Below are 23,424 nucleotides of genomic sequence, written 5' to 3' on the forward strand. Positions count from 1 at the left end.
CTGTAACCTACAGTTGCAAACCATCAGCATTGTATACAATGAAAATCGAATTGTAGGCCGGTAACGCTAATTAGCGATGGTTGTGGCAAGGAAGATCTATTGATGGCGATAAGTGTTAGTCCGGTTTTTGATTAAGACGGGTTAGGCATTTTTGCTTTCTGAGCATGTTTGGAAACAGGGTTACGTCATGAAGAGCTTTGCTATCCGCAGCCAGCGTTCGTTGTTCGCCCGTCTGCCAATCTTCGGCCTGTCGCTGTGCGGCCTGTTGCCGGGTGTGACCCCGGTGCGTGCGCAGACGCTGCCAACCGGTGGCCAGGTCGTGGTCGGCCAGGCCGCGATCGAGCAATCGGGCATGGGGCTGACGATCCGCCAGGAGAGCAACAAGGCGATCATCGACTGGAACGACTTCTCGATCGGCAAGGGTGGCAGCGTCCGTGTCGAGAACGGTTCGGGCGCGACGCTGAACCGCGTCACCGGGGCGAACGTCAGCAGCATCGACGGGCTGTTGAGCGCGAGCGGGTCGGTCTACCTCATCAACCGCAACGGCATCGTCTTCGGGCGTGAAGGGCGCGTCGACGTCGGCGGTTCATTCGTCGCCTCGACGCAGGACCTGACCAACGAGCGGTTCCTGGCGGGCGGCAGCCTGACGCTGGCGGGGGCGAGCGAGGCGTCGATCATCAACTACGGCCGGATCGGTGCGGCGGGCGGCGATGTCGCGCTCGTCGCGGCGAAGGTGGTGAACGAGGGCAGCCTGGAGGCCGCGAATGGCAGCGTCGGGCTGCTTGCCGGCTATCAGGTGCTGTTGCGCGACCGGGGGCTGGAGAACGGCAGGTTCTCGGTCGTGGTGGGCGGCAACGGCACGTCCGCCACCAATGTCGGCGCGATCCGGGCGGCCGAGGCGGAGCTGCGCGCGCAGGGCGGCAACGTCTATGCGCTGGCCGGTAACACGGCGGGTATCGTCAACGCCCAGGGCGTCGATACGCGCGGCGGCCGCATCTTCCTGACCGCCGAGGGCGGCGAGGCGCAACTGACCGGCACGCTGCGCGCCCGCACCGCCGATGGCGCGGGCGGCAAGGTCGAAGTGACCGCCAAGAACGTCCTGGTCGGCGACAAGGCGCTGGTCGATGCCAGTGGCACCAGCGGCGGCACCGTGCTGATCGGCGGCGACTGGCAGGGCGGCGCAGATTCCTCGCTGGCGCTGGCCGATCACGCGATCGGCCATGCCGATGCGGTGGTGATGGCCGACAGCGCCAAGGTCGACGTGTCGGGCAGCGCGGGCAAGGGCGGCGCGGCGGTGCTGTGGTCCGACGCCTATACCAACTTCCTCGGCAGCGTGGACGCGCAGGGCACGCTGGGCGGCGGTCGGGTGGAAACCTCGTCCAAGGGCACGTTGCAGGCGCTGGGCAGCGTCAACGCGCTCGGCGGGCAGGGCGCGGCGGGCCAGTGGCTGCTCGATCCGTCGGACATCACGATCACCAGCGGCACGACCAACGGCAATTTCGCGGGCACGTCGCCGCTGACCTTCACGCCCACGGCATCGACGTCGACTGCCGACGTTGCTGCGATCAACAGCGCGCTGAACGCGGGCACCAACGTGCTGATCGCGACCGGCAGCAGCGGTGGCGGCAATGGCGACATCACGCTGGCGGCGGGCACCACTATTTCAAAGAGTTCGGGCGCGTCGAACGCCAAATTGGTGCTGAACGCCTATCGCAGCATTATTCTGAACGGTGCGGTCGACGTAAGCGGATCGGGGGTCGGCAAGCTCGACCTGGTGTTGGGCGTGCAGGTCGGCAGCACCAACAAGACTGGCAATGTTGCCATCAACAACAATATCAAGCTGAACGGCGGTAATCTTAATGTCGGCGGCGGGGCTGACGGCGACGACTGGATTAATACGGCTGCTGGCGATGCCGCTACGATCAGCGGTGCTAAAATTGATGCCGGCGGTGGTAATATCTGGCTTTGGGCGAACACCAACGGCACGGGTAATGGAATCACCATCTCAGGTGCCTCTTCCATCGTTACCAAGGATGGTGGGAACATATCGCTGAATGGTGGTGCATCCAGCGCTGGTAGCTACGGCATCAAAATTACCTCAGATGCTAAAGAAATTACGGCCGGAACGGGCGGTTTATTTCTTGACGGACAGAGTACAAATGGAAGCGCAACCGTCCCATCGCTTTACAGCGCATCGACTGCGCTGATTTCCAGTAGCGGCAACCTGAGGATCATTGGTACGCGGGGGCTGTCGCTTGCCAATGCTGTATCAGCTACTGGAGCGGCTGGAAGTGTCACCTTTCAGAGTGTTTTCGGCGATGTGACGGTCGGTGCCGTCAGCGGGCCTGGCGACATCAAACTGACGGCCGCCAAATCCATAACCGCTGGCGCGATCACCCAGAACGGTGCCGGTCAGATCGAGCTCTACAGCGGAAACGCGCTCAATCTCACCTCCGGCATCACCAAGTCGGGGGGCGTCGGCGACTCGACGCTGCGCCTGAAGTCCGATTCCGATGTCACGGTCAGCAGCGCGATTGCCGCCTCGGCGGGCGCGGGCAAGCTCAACGTCTATCTGAACAGCCGTTTCAAAGACGGCGCGCTGGGCGCGATCAAGATCGCCAGCAACATTACCACGCAAGGTGGTGATATCGCAGGCTGGGGTGGATCGGTCGCGCCGGTCGCCACCGATCCGACGACTTTCGCGACGGCGGGCACCGCCAAGGCCAATGGCGATAATTTCGGCGTCCAGGTTTCGGGATCGAGCACGGTGCTCAACGCCGGGGGCGGCAATATCGGCTTTGCGGGTGAGCAGACCAACACCGCCGTCGGGGCCGCCGGGACGGCCGCCGTGCGCTTCGACGCCGGTACGACGGTCAAGACCAGCGGCAGCGGCGCGATCGGCATCAAGGCGGTCGGCAATAACAATTACGGAGCCGATCTCTGGGGCAATGTGGCCACGACCGCCGGCGCGATCGTTATCAACGGCAGCAGCGCGGGCGGCGCGTTCGGCGGCGTCGGTACTCTGTTGAGAAATTCCGCTTCGATCAGCAGCGTGTCGGGCGACATCTCGCTGACCGGCACCGCGACGGGCGCCGACACGGCGTTGATGATCAATTCCGACAGCGCGGTCTCCGTCACGTCGACCACCGGCAATATCAGCCTGACCGGCACCTCTTCCGGCACCAATTCGGTGGAGGGTATCGCGATCGTCGGCACGGGCGGCGGCGGCGGTGCGAATGGCAGCCATACGATCAAGACGGGCGGCGCGATCACCATGACCGCGACGGGGGGCGTGAGCGGGTTTTCGAGCGATACGACCCGTCCGAAAAGCGCAATACTCATTGGACGTACCCAGCAAAGCACGAGTTTGATTCTGCAGTCGGGCGGCGCTCTTACGTTGAACGCGGCCGCTGCCACGGGCGCGGCATCGGTGAATGGCTATCTCACCACCGGGTCCACCATCGTCGCCGGTGGCGCATTGTCGATCAATGCCGGGGCAAATGCCGATAAGGCGATCTCCATCACCGGGGGCAGCATTACGGCCGGTGGGGCGACGGAAATTCGTAGCGCCACTGGCGCGATCGCGTTGCCGGACTTCACGTCGAACGGCGGGACGGTCACGATCGCGGCGGCCAGTGGCGGTGTCGGGATCGGCAACATCACGCTGGCGACGACCGGCGACACCCTGCTAAGCGGCACGACGACCAGCTTCGGCACGATCACCAAAAAGGCATCGGCGACCGGCAACTCCACGCTGACCATCAAGTCGGCCGGAGATATCAACGTCAACTCCGCAATCACGGCGGAATCGGGCGCGGGCAAGTTCAACATCAATCTGAACAGCCGCGCCACCGATTCCGCCAGCGGTGCCATCACCGTATCCTCGACGATCACCAGCCTTGGCGGCGACATCAATCTGTATGGCGGATCGGCGACCGACAAGAGCGGTTCGGCTGCGTCGTCCTCGGGCACCGGGCTTTTCGTGAGCACGGCGGGGCTCCTTGATGCCGGTGGCGGCAACATCCTGATGCGGGGGGCCAATACCGATGGTAACTCGACGGTCGGTGTGTCGGTGCGCGGCGCCGTGCGGACCACCGGCACCGGCACGATCACCGCTGTCGGCAGCACCGTGGCCAGCTATACCGGCCTGATCATCGAGGGTGGCCGCTTGTCCGCCGATCAGGGCAGCATCACGCTGCAAGGCACGACCACCAATGCCAATGGGACGTCCAAGGACGGGTCGGGCATCCGTATCACGGGTTCGTCGTCTTCTACCGTCTCGACCAACGGCGATCTGACCCTGACCGGCACGTCGACCAAATATGTCGGCATCCTGGTGGACACGACCGCGACGTCCGGCACCCTGTCCGGCAAAAACGTCAAGCTGACGGGCAGTTCGCTGGGCGGTGCGGATAGCAGGAACGGCATCCTGTTCAACAACACCAATGCCTTCGCCGTGACCGCGCTGGGCAAGCTGTCGATCATAGGCGTCGGTGGCAGCAATGCCTCCAACAATAGTAGTGCTTCCGCCATTTCCTTCGGCAGCCGTGACAATGTTGCGAAAGTCAACATGACCGCTGGTGCGGGGGGCGTTGTTATCGATGGTACCGGCGCTGACACGGGCGCTGGTTTCAGTGTCGACAACTGGACAAACAACTCGGCCAGTCCCAACGAGACGGCGCCAGGATTGACGATAAATTCCGCTGGCGCGGTGAACATAACGGGCAACAAATCGGTATATTACCGTGGTACGATCACGCAAACCGGCGGTGGTGCCAGTGTCATCAGCACGTCGAGCGGCCTGGTCTATGTCAATAGCTACACCGGAACGAACGCCGACGCCTTGACGATCAGTTCCGCTGCCGGTGCCGTAAGCACCTTTGGCGCGATCTCGACTAGCAAGGATTTGACGCTCAAGGGAACGACGACTGTTACGGCGACCAACTCGCTGACCTCGGGCGCAGCCTTGACGATCACGGGCAATCAGGCGGTGAGCACGCAGGCGATCAGCCAGACCGGCACGACCGGGCTCGTGTCGATCACCTCGGCGAACGCCGCGGTGACGACGGGCGCGATCGACCTGAAGACGGCGGCCGCGAGCAATATCAAGGCCGCTGGCGCACTGACCACCGGCGCGATCACGCTGAACGGATCGACGGCGCTGACGCTCGATGCCGGTGCGGCGCTGACGCCAGCGTCGATCACGCGAAAGAGCACGTCGACGGCGAATTCATCGCTCACGCTCCTTTCGGCCAGCGACGTTACGATTAGCAACGCCATCACGACCGAGGCCGGTGCGAACAAGATGGACGTGACGATCGCGTCGCGATCGGGTGGCGCGGCGACGGGTAGCGTCGGTATATTCAAGTCCATCACCACGCAGGGCGGCGCAATCCTCATCGGAGGTGGGGACGCATCTGCTAGTGGAGCGGCGACCGGTAATTCGAACGCCAGCGGGCTGTACGTGACGGGTACCGGTGCGCTGGATGCGCGGCGCGGCTCCGCTGATGGCGGCGCCATCACGCTGCGAGGGACGAGCATCGGCTCCATGAATGGCGTCGGTCTCCAGTCCGGCTCGTCGGTCCAGACCAGCGGTAACGCCGCGATCAGCATCACGGGCGATGCGACGGGGGGCACGGGCCGGGGCCTCAATATCCTCGGCACCACCATCCAGAGTGGCAGCGGGGACATCAAGCTGACGGGTAAGGCGGGCGCCAATGTCGGCATCGCCTTCGACCAATCCAGCGCGTCCAGCGTCACCACGACCGGCAATGTCACCCTGTTGGGCACCGGCGTCGGCGGCATCGGCGTGTGGAAGACCGGCACCACCGCGCTGACGATCTCAGGCAAGGACGTGTCGATCGAGGGCGATTCGACCACCAGCGGTAATACAAAGAGCCAACAGGGCATCCTCTTCGATGCTACCGGCGCCGTCACGATCACCGGCTCGAACTCGGTCACGCTGACGGGGGCGGGCGGGGTGTCCGCGCCGGTCGGCAATTCCAGCACGTCCGCGATCGCCTTCGGCAGCAACGACTATAATACGCCCGTCACGATCAATGCCGGTGCGGGCGGCTTGAACATCACCGCGACGGCAGATTCCGGCGCGACCTGGGGCTTTGACAATTATTCAGCGTCGGGCAGACAGTCTGCCGTGGCCTATAACGTCACGGGCGGCGCGTTGAACGTTTCGTCGAACAAGACGATCTATATGTTCGGCGCGATCACCCAGACGGGGAATTTCACGAACAGCATCACGTCGTCGGGCGGCGGTGTCCAGATCGCGGGCAACTCGAACAGCGCCAGCTTCGACGGTGCGCTTACCGCCTCCGGGCAATGGATTGCCGCTGGCAACCTGACGCTCGGCGGCGCAAGCACGTTCACGGGCGGGCTTGCCAGCAACGATACCGGCACGATCTCGACCGGGACGATCTCCGCCAAGTCTTCGCTGGCGATGACGGCGCTGAAAAGCATCTCGACCGGCACGATCACCCAGCCGGCTGCGACGAACAGCGGTGCCCTGTCACTGAACGCCGGAACGACGCTCACCACCGGCGCGATCAACTGGGCGACCGGCGACATGACGCTGTCGTCCGTGTCGAACCTCACCCCCGCGGCGATCACCAAGATTGCCAATGCGGCCGGAACCTCGACCCTGACCGTCAACTCCGACGGCAACGTCACGATCGCCAACGGTATCACTGCCGCGGCGGGCGCGGGGAAGCTGAACGTTACGCTGAACGGTCGTGCGCATGACGCCACGACCGGGACGGTGACTGTCAGCAGTGCCATCGCCACGCGCGGCGGCACCATCTTGCTTCGCGGCGGTTCGGCAACGAGCTCCCCGGTTGTAGATCCGAGCGTGTCGCGCGCCAACTATCTGGCCTTCAGCGATACTTTGACGGCGACCGGCGCGCAGATCTCCTTGGCCGATCCCAGTCAGCTGAACGCAGGGGGCGGCGATATCGAAATTCGTGGCGTGTCGGCCACGACCGGGCTTGGGCTGACCAGCGCGAACAATGCCTCGCTGTCGACCACGGGCGCGGGCGCCATTCGCCTTTACGGCTACAGCGCTTCAGGCGGATCGGGTCAGGGTAGCGGTGTCAACCTGACCGGCGTCAGCGTCACGGCGGGCACCGGCGGTCTGACCGTCTATGGCAAGACCTTGCAGAACGCCAACTCGGACGCGGTTCACATCGAGAATGCGATCGTCACCGCAGCAGGCGGCGACGTGCTGGTCGGTGGTTCCGGCGATGCGTTGGGCAGCACCGGCGGCAATCTGGCAGGCGTGGTGCTGAAGGGGTCAACGGTCGGGTTCAGCGGCACCGGCCAGACCGGCAAGGTCGCGATCGGCGGCCAAGGTGGCGGCGGAGCCTCGGGCAATGTCGGCGTCTATGTGTCCGCGTCGTCGATCACCTCGGCGTCCAGCGGTGCGACGACGATCACCGGTACTGGTGGTGGCGGTTCGGGAACGACCAATTACGGCATCTACCTCGACCAGGGTTCGGGCAGCACTCCGCTGATCAACACCACCGGATCGGGCGCGGTGACGCTGGACGGCCGGGTGTCCGGCGGCACGTCCCTCGGCATCTATCAGGGGCCGAACGGTGCGGCACTGATCGGGGCCGGCGGCAGCGGCGGTCTGACCCTGATCGCCAACGCCATGGCGCTCAACAACGGCAGCGGCGCGCCTGCGAAGCTCAACACCACCGGTGCGCTGACGCTGCGTCCGCAGGCGGGCGGTGCATTCGTGGTCGATGGCAACATCCTCCCCGCGCTGATCTCCGCCAACGCCTATCGCGCGGCGTACGGCTCGGTAACGTTCGGGTCGCTCGACGCGGCGTCGCTCAGCTTCAACACGACCGCGAGCGCCAAGACATATTCCGGCCTGTTGTCGCTGTTGTCGGGCGGGGCGATCGCAGTAGGCGGGACCGATGGGCTGACCGCGTCCGGCGGTCTCGCGCTGAACGCGGTCGGCGCGGTCACGCAGTCGGTCGATGTGACGACCGGCGGGCTGAGCGGTTCGGCCGGTTCGCTCGCGCTGACGCGTTCGTCGAACGCGATCAGCGGCCTCGGCAAGCTGGCGGTGACCGGCAATCTGTCGCTCACCACGCAGAGCGCGCTCACCATCAACGACAATGTCACGACACAGACCGGCCTGATCCGCGCGGGCAGCGACCTGACAATCGCCAGCAATGCGTCGGTCGTCGCCGCGGGCGGTGGAACGCCGTTGAACCTGACGACGGGCACCAAGGTCATCAACAATGCCGGAGCCTCGGCATTGTCGACCCCGAACGGCCGCTGGCTGCTGTGGTCGCAATCGTCGGCAAGCGACTCGCTGGGCGGCCTGAAGCTCGCCTTCCGCCAATATGGTGCGGTGTTTGGGTCGACGACCCCGGCGCTCGACACCGGGAACGGGGTACTCTACAATAAGTCTCCCAGCATCTCGGTCGCGCTGACAGGCACCTACAGCCGCGATTATGACGGCACGACCGACGCCAATCTCGCGCAGACGAACTTCCTTGTCACGGGGCTGAACGGCACCGAGCACGCGACCGTCTATTCGACCGCTTCATTCGACACCAAGGATGCCGGCACGGGCAAGACGGTGCTGGCGGACGACCTTGCGGTTGTCGTCCGTGACGGCACCACCAAGGTGTATGGATACCAGCTCGGTACGCTTTTCGTGACGGGCACGATCGGTGTCATTACCCCCAAGTTGCTGACTGCTGGGCTGACGGGTGCGGTCAACAGGGTCTATGACTCGGGCAAGACAGCGACGCTCCAAGCGTCAAACTACACGCTGACCGGTGTCATCGGCTCCGAGGCGGTGTCGTTAGTCATGCCGACCGGCGGTTTGTATTCCGACAAGAATGTCGGCACGAACAAGCTCGTCACGGTCACAGGTTTGTCGCTGACAGGAGATGGCGCGAGCAACTACGCGGTCGCAGCCAACGTGTCCGGGAACGTTGGCGCGATCACCCCGTTCGCCCTGACGGCGGGTCTGACGGGTTCGGTCAGCAAGGTTTACGACGGGGCGACAACCGTCTCGTTGACGACAGACAACGTGGCGCTCACCGGTGTCTTTGCGGGAGACAAGGTTTCGGTGGCCAATGGTGTGACCGGCACTTTCGCCAACCGTCATGCCGGTACCGGCAAGGTGGTCAGCGTCAGTGCTTTGGCGCTGACCAATGACGATGCCGCCAATTACACCGTCGGATCGAACGTTTCGGGCAATATCGGGACGATTACGCCCAAGGCGCTGCTCCTGACTGCCACTACCGACAACAAGACGTACGACGGGACTATTTCGTCCGGTGGAATCGTTCAAGCCAACGGTTTGGTCGAGGGCGATAGCGTTGCGGCCAATCAGTCCTTCGACAGCCGCAATGCGGGTAGCCGCAAGCTGCAGGTGAACGACGCTTATACGATCACCGATGGGAACGGCGGCGCGAACTATGTGGTGACCAAGGGGATCGCAGCCGACGGTACGATCAGCCAGCGTCTGCTATCCACCAGCCTGATTGCAGACGACAAGGTCTATGATGGCAAAAAGACAGCAACCGGCAGTTTCACTGCGCTGACGAACAAGATCGACAACGACGATGTCGCGCTCGACACCAGCCTCACCGAACTGTCATTCCTTGATCGCCATGCCGGAAACGGAAAGGCGGTGACAGTCGCGGGCTATGGGCTGAAGGGCACCGCCGCCGGCAATTACCTGCTCGCTGCCATCGGTAATGGCGCAGCGAACATCAAGCGGGCTACGCTGACGATTAGCGCCGTCACCGACAGCAAGACTTACGATGGCAACGTAGATTCCGCCCTCAAGGCAAAGATAGAGGGGCTGATCGACGACGATACAGCCTCGGCGATCCAGGTGTTCGACGGCAAGAATGCGGGCGATCGCTTGCTCAAGGTCAAGGTCAACGGCTGGACGATCAACGACGGCAATAACGGCAATGATTATACCGTTGTTGTTAACGATGCGGCCGGCACAATCGTCAAAAAGACGATTTCCGGGCTGCTGACGAATCCGATCAGCAAGGCATACGACGGGACCGACGATGCGATCCTGTCAGGAGCGTCGCTGCAGGGGATCGTCGGAGGCGACAGCGTAAGCGTTTCGTCGACCAGCGCCCACTACGCGGACAAAAATACCGGCATCAACAAGCTGGTGACGGTCAGCGGCATGGTGCTGGGCGGCACCGACGGCGACAATTACGTGCTGCAAAGCACCGATGCATCGGGCAATGTCGGCACGATCACCGCGCGCGTTATCAATACGGCAACGACTGGCACTGGCGGCAAGATCTATGACGGCAGTACCGCACTTGCACATGATCAGGTCGGCACGCTGGCCGTCGTGGCTGCGGACGCGGACACGCGGGCGCTGTTGCTGACGGATGGTGTCAGCATCAACGCCGACGATCTGCATGGCACGCTGGCGGATCGCAACGCTGGCACGGGCAAGGTGGCAACGCTGACCGGCTTCTCGCTGGTCAACAATAATCTGGGCAATTTTGTCCTGGCCGGCGCCACTGTACAGGGGATCGTTGACGTCGCACGCAAGGCGCTGACGCTGAACGCCGCGACGGACAGCAAGACCTATGACGGGAAGGTCGATTCAGCGGCGCTCGTCAAGTTCTCCGGATTGATCGTCGGCGACACCGTGGACGCTCAGCAGGCGTTCGAAGGCAAGGATGCCGGAAGCCGGCAACTCTACGTCACCCGCTACACCGTCGCGGACGGTAATGGTGGCGCGAACTATGCCGTCACTACCAACACGGCGGACGGGTTGATCAACAAGCGCGTGGTCACCACGACGGTCAGCGCCAATGACAAGGTATATGACGGTAAAACGGACGCGACGGGCACGTTTGGCGCACTTCGGAACCTTGTCCAAAATGAAACGGTGAGCGCCACCGGCACGCTGACGTTCGCAGATCGCAACGCCGGAACCGACAAGGCTGTCACCGTTTCCGATGCGGCGCTTACGGGAGCCGATGCACGCAACTACACGCTCGCACCGGTGGCCGACGGTACGGCGTCGATCACAAAGGCGGCGCTCAAGCTGACAGCTGGCGTTGATCGAAAGACCTATGACGGCAGCACCGCATCGAGTGGGATTGTCGTGGTTAGCGGGCTGATATCGGGCGACAGCTATGCCGCGACCCAGCATTTCGACGCTAAAAACGCTGGCGCGCGCGTGCTGTCGGTCGATAGCGGATACAGCATCAACGACGGTAACGGCGGCGGCAACTACGATGTCACCCTCGCGACATCGGCGGGCTTGATCGACAAGCGGGTGCTGACCACAGCGATCACCGTTGAGACGCGTGACTATGACGGGACCACGAATGCCACGGGCACGTTCGGCACCCTGCAGAACGTGGTCGATAACGAGGATGTGACGGTAAGCGGCGGCGTGCTTTCGTTCGCCGATCGGAATGCGGGTGCTGGCAAGGCGGTAACGGTGACGGGGGCGACCCTGGGCGGCGGCGCCGCGGGCAATTACGTGCTCAGCGACGTTGCCCGCGGCACCGGCACGATAAATGCCAGGGCGTTGTTGCTGTCGGCGGTTGACGATAGCAAGATCTACGACGGTACGGTCGCGTCTGGCGGCGCGGTGCAAGCTACCGGTCTGATCACTGGCGACGCGGTGATCGCCAGCCAAGTCTTCGCCAGCCGGACGGCGGGTACGCACGACGTGCAGGTCGATCATTATGCTGTCAGCGACGGCAACGGCGGGCAGAATTACGTCGTGACGCTTGGCAGCGCTGCACATGGCACGATTGACAAGCGGGTCATCAACGCCGCTGTAACGGTCAACAACAAGGTCTATGACGGTGGGATCACTGCGTCTGGCACGTTCACGGGCCTGAGCGGCGTGGTGGACCAGGACGCCGTACAGATAGACGCGGCCAGTGGCGTACTGAAGTTCCTTGATCGGAATGTCGGCAACGGCAAGGCGGTGGTCGTCACCGGCGCCACCCTAAGCGGTGCGGATGCGGGCAACTACACACTTGGCTCCCTGGGCAGCGGCACGGCCAACATCACCAAGGCGACTCTGAAGCTCACCGCTTCGGCCGTCGCAAAGACCTATGACGGCACGACCGCATCAGATGGTGCGGTGGATGTCACCGGTCTGATTGGCGACGACACGATCAGTGGCGTGACGCAGGCGTTTGACAGCAAAAAGGCTGGTAGCCGGACCCTGAGCGCGGATCACTGGCTGATTAGCGACGGCAATGGCGGCGGCAATTATCAGGTGGTCAAGGTCGACGCGACGAGCTCGATCGATCGCAAGACGATCAGCAGCAGTCTGAGCGGCAGTGTCACCAAGGTCTATGACGGAACCGATACTGCGACGATCCTGCCGGCCAATCTGTCCGGCGTAGTCTCGGGCGATGCGGTTTCGGTGACAGCAACCAGCGCCCAGTACGACGGCGTCAATGTCGGCTCCGGCAAGTCGGTCACCGTGACCGGCATGGCGTTGGCTGGTGATGATGCCGAAAACTATGTGTTGGATCAGGATCATACCTCGGCCAACATCGGTTCGATCACGGCGCGTCAGATCGTGGTGACGGTCGGCGGAAGCGGCTCGAAGACCTATGACCGCACGACGGCGCTCTCGTCGACGCAGCTTGGAACGCTGGGGTTCGTCATGGCCGATGGCGACCTGGCCACCCAAACGCTGCTGTCGACTGACAACGTTACCCTGGGGACTTCATCGGTCAGCGGCATCTTCGCCGATGGCAATGCGGGCACCGGCAAGGGCGTGACGCTGACGGGCTATACGCTGACCGGCAACGGTCTGGGCAATTACGCTTTGGTCAACGCCAGCGTTCAGGGTCTGGCCGATATCAAAAAGGCGATCCTGACGCTGACCGCCGCCAGCGACCACAAGACTTATGATGGAACCCGCGCCTCGAACGGCACGGTGAAGATCGAAGGGGTGGTTACCGGAGACGAGGCGTTTGCCAAGCAGGCGTTCGCCGAGAAGAACGCGGGCGATCGCACGCTGCTGATTGACAGTTACACGGTGAGTGACGGTAACGATGGCGGGAACTACTCCGTCCGCAAGGTGGAAGCGGTTGGCACGATTGACAAGAAGACGATCAGCGGCAGCCTGAGCGGTACGGTTTCAAAGGTCTACGACCGTACCGTTGCGGCCACGATCCTGCCGACCAACCTTTCGGGCGTGATCGACACCGACCGGGTCACTGTCACGGCAACTACCGCGGAATATGTCGATCGTAACGTCGGCACCAACAAGCTGGTGACGGTAAGCGGCATGACTCTGACCGGCGATGATGCCAGCAATTATGTGCTCGACAGCGACCATGCGGCAGCCAACGTCGGCGAGATCCTGGCGCGTCAAGTGGTGATCACGGCGAGCGGCGCCGGCGCGAAGACCTATGACGGTACCGCCTTGGTGGATGCTTCGCATCTCGGTTCTCTGGTCCTGAAGATGGCCGATGGAGACGATGCGACCACGGCACTGCTGACGGAAGATGCGATCACGCTGGACGCTGGTGGCATCGTCGGCACGCTGGCGGATCGTAACGCGGGCAGCGGCAAGAGCGCATCGCTGACGGGCTTTGCGCTCGGCAACAATGCGTCGGGCAATTACGTGCTCGCTCCCGGGCCGGTACAGGGTATCGTGAATGTCGCCCGTAAGATCCTGACGCTGACCGCGGTCGGCGACTCGAAGGTTTACGACGGTAAGATCAGCTCGACGGCTGATGTGAGCCAAAGCGGGCTGGTCAGTGGTGACTCCGTTGTGGCCAAGCAGGTGTTCGATTCCAAGAACGCCGGAGACCGCTCGCTCAGGGTCAGCGAATGGACCATCACCGATGGCAACAGCGGCGACAACTACACCGTCGAAAGGAAGGATGGCGCGGGCACGATCAGCAAGCGCGCCGTTGCCAGCTCGGTGAGCGCGAATGACCGGACCTATAACGCTACGACCGTGGCGACCGGTACCTTTGGCACAATCACCAACATGGTGGAAAATGACCGTCTGAGCGTTGCTGCGGATCTCGCCTTCGCCGATCGCCATGCCGGCATCGATAAGGCAGTGACCGTTTCAAATGCGCGTCTGGAGGGCGCGGACGCCGACAATTACGTGCTTGATCCGATCACCGTGACCAAGGGCACAGCGACGATCGGCCGCGCCAATCTGGTGCTCACCGCCGTCGCCGATCGCAAGGTCTACGACGGCGACAGCTCATCGCAGGGTACGGCAACATTCAGTGGCCTGTTTACCGGCGACAGCGTGGTTGCGACACAGTCGTTCGACAGCAAGAATGCGGGTTCTCGCCTGCTTCAGGTCAGCGGCTGGACCGTCATCGACGATAACGGCGGCAACGACTATCTGGTCAGCCTCGGCTCCGCGGTGGCAGGGACGATCGACCGCAAGGCGCTGGTTGCTGACTTCACGATCAATACCAAGATTTATGACGGCACTACTGCTGCGACCGGTACGTTCAACAGCTTCACCGGAAAGATCGGAACGGACAAGGTCGCGGTCGATCCTGATGCCGCGACGCTGACCTTCGCCGATCGGAACGCCGGCGCGAACAAGACCGTCTACGCTTCCGGCATCACCCTCACGGGGGACGACGCGCAGAACTATACGGTTGCGTCGCTCGCCAGCGGGACCGGCACGGTCTTGGCCAAGGGCTTGACGCTAAGCGCCGTCACCGATCGCAAGGTCTATGATCGTACCTCAAATTCCGCAGGACGGGTCACGGCCACCGGTCTGATTGAGGGTGACGAGGTCGTTGCGACCCAGTCGTTCGCAGACGTGACGGCGGGCACGCATGACCTGCAGGTTGATGCCGGATGGCGTGTGGTCGATGGAAACAACGGGGGGAACTACGTCGTTTCGCTCGGCCAAGTGGCGCAGGGGACCATCGACAAGCGCATCATTGGCGCATCGGTGACGGTTAATAACAAGGTCTATGACGGCACTGTCGTCGCGACGGGCACCGTTGACGGCCTTGCGGGCGTGCTCGGTGACGACGAGGTCACCGTCGATGGCAGCCACGCGGTGCTCACCTTCGCAGATCGCAATGCCGGCACTGGCAAGGCGGTAAATGCCACCGGCGCGAGATTGGCCGGGCGGCAGGCGGACAATTACGAGCTGGGGACGATCGCGTCCGGCACCGGCAACATCGATCGTGCGGCGCTTACGCTTACGGCGGTGGCGGATAGCCGAACCTACGACGGCACCACCACGTCGGCGGGCGTCGTGGCCGTTGCCGGCCTGGCGAACGGCGACAAGATCGACGGCGTAACCCAGGCGTTCGAAGCCAAGAACGCCGGATCGCGTTTCCTGCGCGTTCAAGACGGCTTCACCGTCAGCGACGGTAACGAAGGTGGCAATTACCGCGTCGTGAAGGTCGAAGCGACCGGAACGATTACCCGCAAGGGACTGAGCGGAGCGCTGGCCGGCACGGTCAGCAAGACCTATGACCGCACCACTGCTGCGGCGCTGACAGGTGCGAACCTGACGGGTGTCGTCAGGGGCGATCACGTTGACATCGCGGCGACCAATGCAACCTTCGCCGATGCCAACGTCGGGTCGGGCAAGCGCGTTACGGTCACTGGCATGACGCTGGCGGGCGACGACGCGGCCAATTACGTGCTCGATCAGGATCACGCCTCGGCCGACATCGGCGAGATCACGGCGCGTCGCGTCGTCCTGACGACCACGGGCGCGGGCTCGAAGGTCTATGACCGCACGATTGCGTTGAGCCATGCCGATCTCGGCTCGTTGTTGGCGCAGGCCACCGACAGCGACACGCGCGCGATGCTGGACGCCGATGGCGTGACGCTCAACGACGCTGGCGTCAATGGCGTGTTCACGGACCGTAACGCCGGCACCGCGAAGGTCGTCACGCTGTCGGGCTATGCGCTCGCCAATAATGCATCGGGCAATTACGTGCTCGACACGGGCGTGGCGCTGGGTACGGCGGACATCACGCGCAAGGTGCTGACGCTCACGGCGGGTGCGGACAGCCGCAGCTATGACGGCACCAACCGATCGTCCGCCAGCTTTGCGGTCGATGGTCTGGTGGTCGGGGATCAGGTGCAGGCAAGCCAGCATTTCGACGGCAAGGATGCCGGCGCACGAACGCTGGTGATCAGCGACTGGGCGATAGCCGACGGCAATGACGGCGGTAACTATGCGGTGAAGACGGTCAACACCGACGGCACGATCACCAAGCGCGTCGTGACCACGAAGGTGAGCGTCGACGACAAGGTCTATGACGGAGCCACCGGGGCGACCGGCACATTCGGCGCGCTCGAAAACCTCGTCGGCAACGAGATCGTTTCCGCCACCGGCACGCTGACGTTCGCAAATCGCAACGTCGGCACCGGCAAGACCGTCACGATTTCAAATGCGACTCTGACGGGAATGGACGCACGCAACTACGAGCTGGCGCCGCTTGCTGATGGAACCGCCACGATCACCAAGGCCGCGCTGACCCTGACCGCGGTCGACGACCGGAAGACCTATGATCGCACTACTGACTCGAATGCTCGGGTGCGCGCGATCGGACTGAAGGACAACGATAGCTTCACTGCCATCCAGGCATTTGACGGTAAAGATGCGGGCGCCCGCTTGCTGATCGTTCAGGACGGCTGGCAGGTGCAGGATGGCAACGACGGAAATAACTATACTGTTTCGCTGGCCTCGGCTGCGGGGATCATTGACCGTCGTACCCTGACGACGGCGGTGACGGTCGACACGCGAGAGTATGACGGTACGACGGCGGCGACGGGGACGTTTGGTTCGCTCCAGAACGTGGTTTCGAAGGATGTGGTGTCGCTGTCGGGCGGGACGCTGTCGTTTGCGGATCGCAATGCGGGCACGGGCAAGTCGGTGACGGTGAGCGGTGCGACGCTGAGTGGTCTGGACGCGGCGAACTATGTGCTGGCGAGCGTTGCGACGGGCACCGGGACGGTGACGCGCAAGGCGCTGGTGCTGAGCGCGGTGCAGGACAGCAAGGTCTATGACGGGACGGTGACGTCTAACGGGCGGGTCGAGGCCGATGGCCTGGTCACCGGAGACGGCTATGTCGCGACGCAGGTATTCGACGGCAAGAACGTCGGCAGCCGCAAGTTGCAGGTTGCGACCTGGAGCATCGGTGATGGCAATGGCGGCAACAACTACACGGTGAGCTTAGGCGACCCGGTCGCCGGAACGATCACCGCGCGCTCGCTGCGGGCCGCCGCACAGGTCAATAACAAGGTCTATGACGGCACGACCGATGCGGTTGGATCGATCACCGGGTTGACCGGTGTGCTGGATCAGGACCGGGACGAAGTGAACGTGGACGGCAACGGGCTGTTCGTCTTTGCGGATCGCAACGCGGGCGCGGGCAAGGCGGTGAAGGTCTCCGGGCTGAGCCTGATCGGTGCAGAGGCGGGCAATTACGTGCTGGACGCGGTCGCGGACAGCAGCGCGACGATCAGCAAGGCAGTGCTGACGCTGACGGCGAGTGACGACAGCAAGGTCTATGACGGCACGCGTCGGTCCAGCGGGACGGTGAGTGTCTCGGGTCTGGTCGCTGGCGACACGATCAGCGGCGTGACGCAGGCGTTCGACGGCAAGAACGCCGGCACGCGGACGATCAGCGCCGACAGCTGGACGATCGCTGACGGTAATGACGGCGGCAACTACACGATCGACGCGAAGGTGGCGAACGGCACGATCAGTCGCAAGGCGATCGATGGTTCGCTGACGGGCACGGTGTCGAAGGTGTATGACGGGACCGACGTCGCGACGTTGCTGGGCACGAACCTTACCGGGGTCGTGGAGGGTGACGCGGTCGACGTCCATGCCACCGCGGCGCATTATGCCGGCAAGAACGTCGGGACGGGCCAGACCGTCACCGTCAGCGGCATGACGCTTGGTGGGCGTGATGCGGACAATTACGACCTGACCAGCACCAGCGCCGCGGCCAATGTCGGCACGATCACGGCGCGCACGGTGAACATCGCGGCGACCGGCCGCGGGCAGAAGACCTATGACGGCACCACGGCGCTGAAGGTGACGCAGCATGGCACGCTGGTGTTGAGCGCGGGTGAGGACGACGACCTGACCAAGACGCTGCTCGCCAACGGAGGGGTGACGCTGGATATCAGCGGCATGACCGGTACACTGGCCGACCGCAACGCAGGTACCGGCAAGAGCGTGACGCTGACCGGCTATGCGCTGAACGGCAACACGCTGGGCAACTTCGTGCTGGCGTCGGGTTCGCTGCTGGGAACCGCGGATGTGGCCCGGGCGGCACTGACGCTGACGGCATCGGACGACACCAGGGTCTATGACGGCACGACTGCCTCGAACGGGACGGTAACGATCAGCGGGCTGATCGACGGCGACAGCATCCTGACCAGGCAGGCGTTCGACAGCCGCAACGCCGGCACGCGCGTCCTGAAGGTCTCGGAGCATCTGATCACCGACGGCAATGGCGGCGGCAATTATGACATCCGCACCATCGATGCCACCGGCTCCATCTCCCGCAGGCTGGTAACAACCACCATCAGTGCAGATGACCGGGTCTATGATGGCACCATCCGCGCCACGGGGCATTATGCCGATCTCGGCAACGTCATGCAGCATGACGATGTTGCGGCGACTGGCGGAGACATGGTCTTTGCGAACCGCAACGTCGGGGCAAACAAGACCGTCACGGTCAGCGGAACCACGCTGAGCGGTGCAGATGCGGGCAATTACGTGCTCGACACCATCGCCGACACCACCGCCAGCATCACGCGCGCCGCGCTGGTTCTGAACGCCGGTACCGACACACGCGCCTATGATGGCACCACCAAATCGACGGCGTTGATCCGTGCCATCGGGCTGGCGACCGGCGACAGCGTTGTCGCCACGCAGATCTTCGATGGCAAGAATGCTGGCGCACGCGTCCTGCATGTTGTCGACGGAAGTTGGATCGTCTCGGACGGGAATGGCGGCGACAATTACACCGTCTCAATCGGTGATACGGCCGCGGGCGCCATCACACAGCGCGTTTTGACGACGGCGGTGACGGTCGACACGCGAGAGTATGACGGTACGACGGCGGCGACGGGGACGTTTGGTTCGCTCCAGAACGTGGTTTCGAACGATGTGGTGTCGCTGTCGGGCGGGGCGCTGTCGTTTGCGGATCGCAATGCGGGAACGGGCAAGTCGGTGACGGTGAGCGGTGCGACGCTGAGTGGTCTGGACGCGGCGAACTATGTGCTGGCGAGCGTTGCGACGGGCACCGGGACGGTGACGCGCAAGGCGCTGGTGCTGAGCGCGGTGCAGGACAGCAAGGTCTATGACGGGACGGTGACGTCGAACGGGCGGGTCGAGGCCGATGGCCTGGTCACCGGAGACGGCTATGTCGCGACGCAGGTATTCGACGGCAAGAACGTCGGCAGCCGCAAGTTGCAGGTTGCGACCTGGAGCATCGGTGATGGCAATGGCGGCAACAACTACACGGTGAGCTTAGGCGACCCGGTCGCCGGAACGATCACCGCGCGTTCGCTGCGGGCCGCCGCACAGGTCAATAACAAGGTCTATGACGGCACGACCGATGCGGTTGGATCGATCACCGGGTTGACCGGTGTGCTGGATCAGGACCGGGACGAAGTGAACGTGGACGGCAACGGGCTGTTCGTCTTTGCGGATCGCAACGCGGGCGCGGGCAAGGCGGTGAAGGTCTCCGGGCTGAGCCTGATCGGTGCAGAGGCGGGCAATTACGTGCTGGACGCGGTCGCGGACAGCAGCGCGACGATCAGCAAGGCAGTGCTGACGCTGACGGCGAGTGACGACAGCAAGGTCTATGACGGCACGCGTCGGTCCAGCGGGACGGTGGGTGTCTCGGGTCTCGTCGCTGGCGACACGATCAGCGGCGTGACGCAGGCGTTCGACGGCAAGAACGCCGGCACGCGGACGATCAGCGCCGACAGCTGGACGATCGCTGACGGTAATGACGGCGGCAACTACACGATCGACGCGAAGGTGGCGAACGGCACGATCAGTCGCAAGGCGATCGATGGTTCGCTGACGGGCACGGTGTCGAAGGTCTATGACGGGACCGACGTCGCGACGTTGCTGGGCACGAACCTTACCGGGGTCGTGGAGGGTGACGCGGTCGACGTCCATGCCACCGCGGCGCATTATGCCGGCAAGAACGTCGGGACGGGCCAGACCGTCACCGTCAGCGGCATGACGCTTGGTGGGCGTGATGCGGACAATTACGACCTGACCAGCACCAGCGCCGCGGCCAATGTCGGCACGATCACGGCGCGCACGGTGAACATCGCGGCGACCGGCCGCGGGCAGAAGACCTATGACGGCACCACGGCGCTGAAGGTGACGCAGCATGGCACGCTGGTGTTGAGCGCGGGTGAGGACGACGACCTGACCAAGACGCTGCTCGCCAACGAAGGGGTGACGCTGGATATCAGCGGCATGACCGGTACACTGGCCGACCGCAACGCAGGTACCGGCAAGAGCGTGACGCTGACCGGCTATGCGCTGAACGGCAACACGCTGGGCAACTTCGTGCTGGCGTCAGGTTCGCTGCTGGGAACCGCGGATGTGGCCCGGGCGGCACTGACGCTGACGGCATCGGACGACACCAGGGTCTATGACGGCACGACTGCCTCGAACGGACCGGTAACGATCAGCGGGCTGATCGACGGCGACAGCATCCAGACCAGGCAGGCGTTCGACAGCCGCAACGCCGGCACGCGCGTCCTGAAGGTCTCGGAGCATCTGATCACCGACGGCAACGGCGGCGGCAATTATGACGTCCGCACCATCGATGCCACCGGCTCCATCTCCCGCAGGCTGGTAACAACCACCATCAGTGCAGACGACCGGGTCTATGATGGCACCATCCACGCCACGGGGCATTACTCGGAGTTGACCAATGTCCTGAAGGATGATGTGGTCGGGATCGCCGGAGGGAGCTTCACCTTCGCGGATCGAAACGCGGGTGTTGGCAAGGTCGTGTCCGTGACAGGGACGACGCTCAACGGTAGCGAGGCCGGCAATTATGTCCTCGACGCGATCAACGCGACAACGGCGGATATCGCTCGTGCGACGCTGACCCTCAGCGCCGCATCGGACACCCGCGCCTATGACGGCACCACCGACTCCAAGGCGCAGGTCCGCGTCGCCGGCCTGGCGACCGACGACAGCGTGGATGCAAAGCAGGCGTTCGATGGCAAGAACGCCGGGGCTCGCGTGCTGCGTGTGATCGACGGAAGCTGGACGGTCACTGACGGCAATAATGGCGCCAACTACGACGTCGTTGTGGGTGATACCGCCGCTGGCGCCATCACCCAGCGGCTGCTGACCACGGCGGTGAGTGTCGATAACAAGGAATATGACGGCACCACGTTGGCGACCGGCACCTTTGGCGGGCTGTTCAACCTGATCGGCAACGACAAGGTCGAACTGTCCGGCGGCAGGCTCGCGTTCGTCGATCGCCATGCCGGCGCTGGCAAGGCGGTGACGATCGAAGGCGCGACGTTGGCCGGGATTGATGCCGCGAATTACGCCCTCGATCGCATCGCGGTGGGTACGGCGACCATCACGCCGCATGCGCTGACGCTGCAGGCGGTTGCCGACACGCGCAGCTACGACGGCACGACGGTATCGTCGAAGTCGGTTCTGGCATCGGGGTTGCTGGTCGACGACACCGTCGACGCGCAGCAGCGGTTCGACAGCCGCCACGCCGGCAGCCGGCTGTTGCAGGTCGCCGACGGTTGGATGATCCACGATGGCAACGGCGGCGCCAACTATGTCGTGACCAAGGGTAGCGAAGTCGCTGGTACGATCGATCGTCGTCTGGTCAGCGCGGCCGTAACGGTTCAGGACAAAGTCTACGACGGCAGCACGACCGCGACGGGTACGATCGGTAGCCTGACCAATGCCATCGGGGGTGATGACCTGGTGCTCGATAGCAGCGGCGGTGCGTTGCGCTTCCTCGATCGCAACTCCGGGGTTGGCAAGGCGGTGGTGCTGAGCGGCCTGATGCTTGGCGGTGCCGATGCGGACGATTACTTGCTGTCCGACCTAGGCTCGGGAAGCGCGACGATCAGCAAGGCAGTGCTGACGCTGACGGCGAGTGACGACAGCAAGGTCTATGACGGCACGCGCCGGTCCAGCGGGACGGTGGGTGTCTCGGGTCTCGTCGTTGGCGACACGATCAGCGGCGTGACGCAGGCGTTTGGCAGCAAGAGCGCCGGGACGCAGACGATCAGCGCCGACACCTGGACGATCGCGGATGGCAACGACGGCAGTAATTATCGCATCGTCAAGGTCGACGCCGCAGGCAAGATCGACCGCAAGCTGTTGTCGGGCGGGCTCACCGGAACGGTTACGAAGATCTACGACGGAACTGACGCGGCGACTGTTACGCCGATCAACCTGACCGGGTTCGTCGCGGGCGACGCGGTGACGTTGACAACCGACGGGGCGCGCTTCGCGGATCGAAACGCGGGCACCGGCAAGACGGTCACGGTCACTGGCATGACGCTGGTGGGTGATGATGCCGCCAATTACGTGCTCGGCAGCGATCGGGCATCGGCGGACATTGGCACCGTTACCGCCCGCCGCGTTGCGATCGGCGTGTCGGGGCATGGGGCAAAGACCTATGACGGGACGATGGCGCTTCGCCGTGATCAGCTCGGCAGCCTGACCTTCACGGCCGCGGCCGATGACGACGCGACGCGGGCGTTGCTGCTGGCGGATGGCGTGACGCTTGACACGAGCGGGGTCGATGGGACGCTCGTCGACCGCAACGCGGGCACAGGCAAGAGCGTGACGCTGGGCGGATACACGCTGAACGGCAACACGCTCGGCAACTTCGTGTTGGCGTCGGGCACAGTGCTGGGCATCGCGGATGTCGCGCGGGCGGTGCTGCAATTGTCGGCGGTCTCCGACACCAAGACCTACGACGGTACCGTCACCTCTAGCGGCGTGGCCCGGATCACGGGCCTTGTCGACGGCGACAAGGCGACGGCTACGCAGGCCTTCGAGGACCGTAACGCCGGGCAACGCTTGCTCAAGGTCGACGGGTACACGCTGACCGACGGCAACGACGGCGGCAATTACTCGGTGCGGCTGGTGGATGCCGACGGTACGATCACGCGTCGCGCTTTGACGGTCCAGATCGCCGACGCCACCAAGACAGCCGGGCAAGCCGATCCGGTGCTTGGCTATACGCTGATTGGCGGTTCCTTAGTAGACCGCGATCAGATCACTGGCACGCCGGTGCGTGAGGCCGGCGAGCAGGCCGGTACCTATCGTGTTCACCCGGGTTCGCTCAGCGTGAGCGACAATTACGAGTTGACCGTGAATGACGGGCGCCTGACCATCACGGCGGTTGATGGTGGCGGACG

Annotated in this window: 1 protein-coding gene; it reads left to right on the plus strand. The window is 63.8% G+C overall.

Annotation, left to right across the window (positions count from 1 at the left end):
- Positions 1–187 precede the first annotated feature (187 nt).
- Positions 188–23,424: YDG domain-containing protein (locus ACI2JO_RS09875; protein WP_404720533.1), on the plus strand; the 23,237-nt coding region annotated here is incomplete at its 3' end.

The sequence above is a fragment of the Sphingomonas sp. NPDC079357 genome, from assembly GCF_044901155.1.
In the GTDB taxonomy this organism is placed as follows: domain Bacteria; phylum Pseudomonadota; class Alphaproteobacteria; order Sphingomonadales; family Sphingomonadaceae; genus Sphingomonas.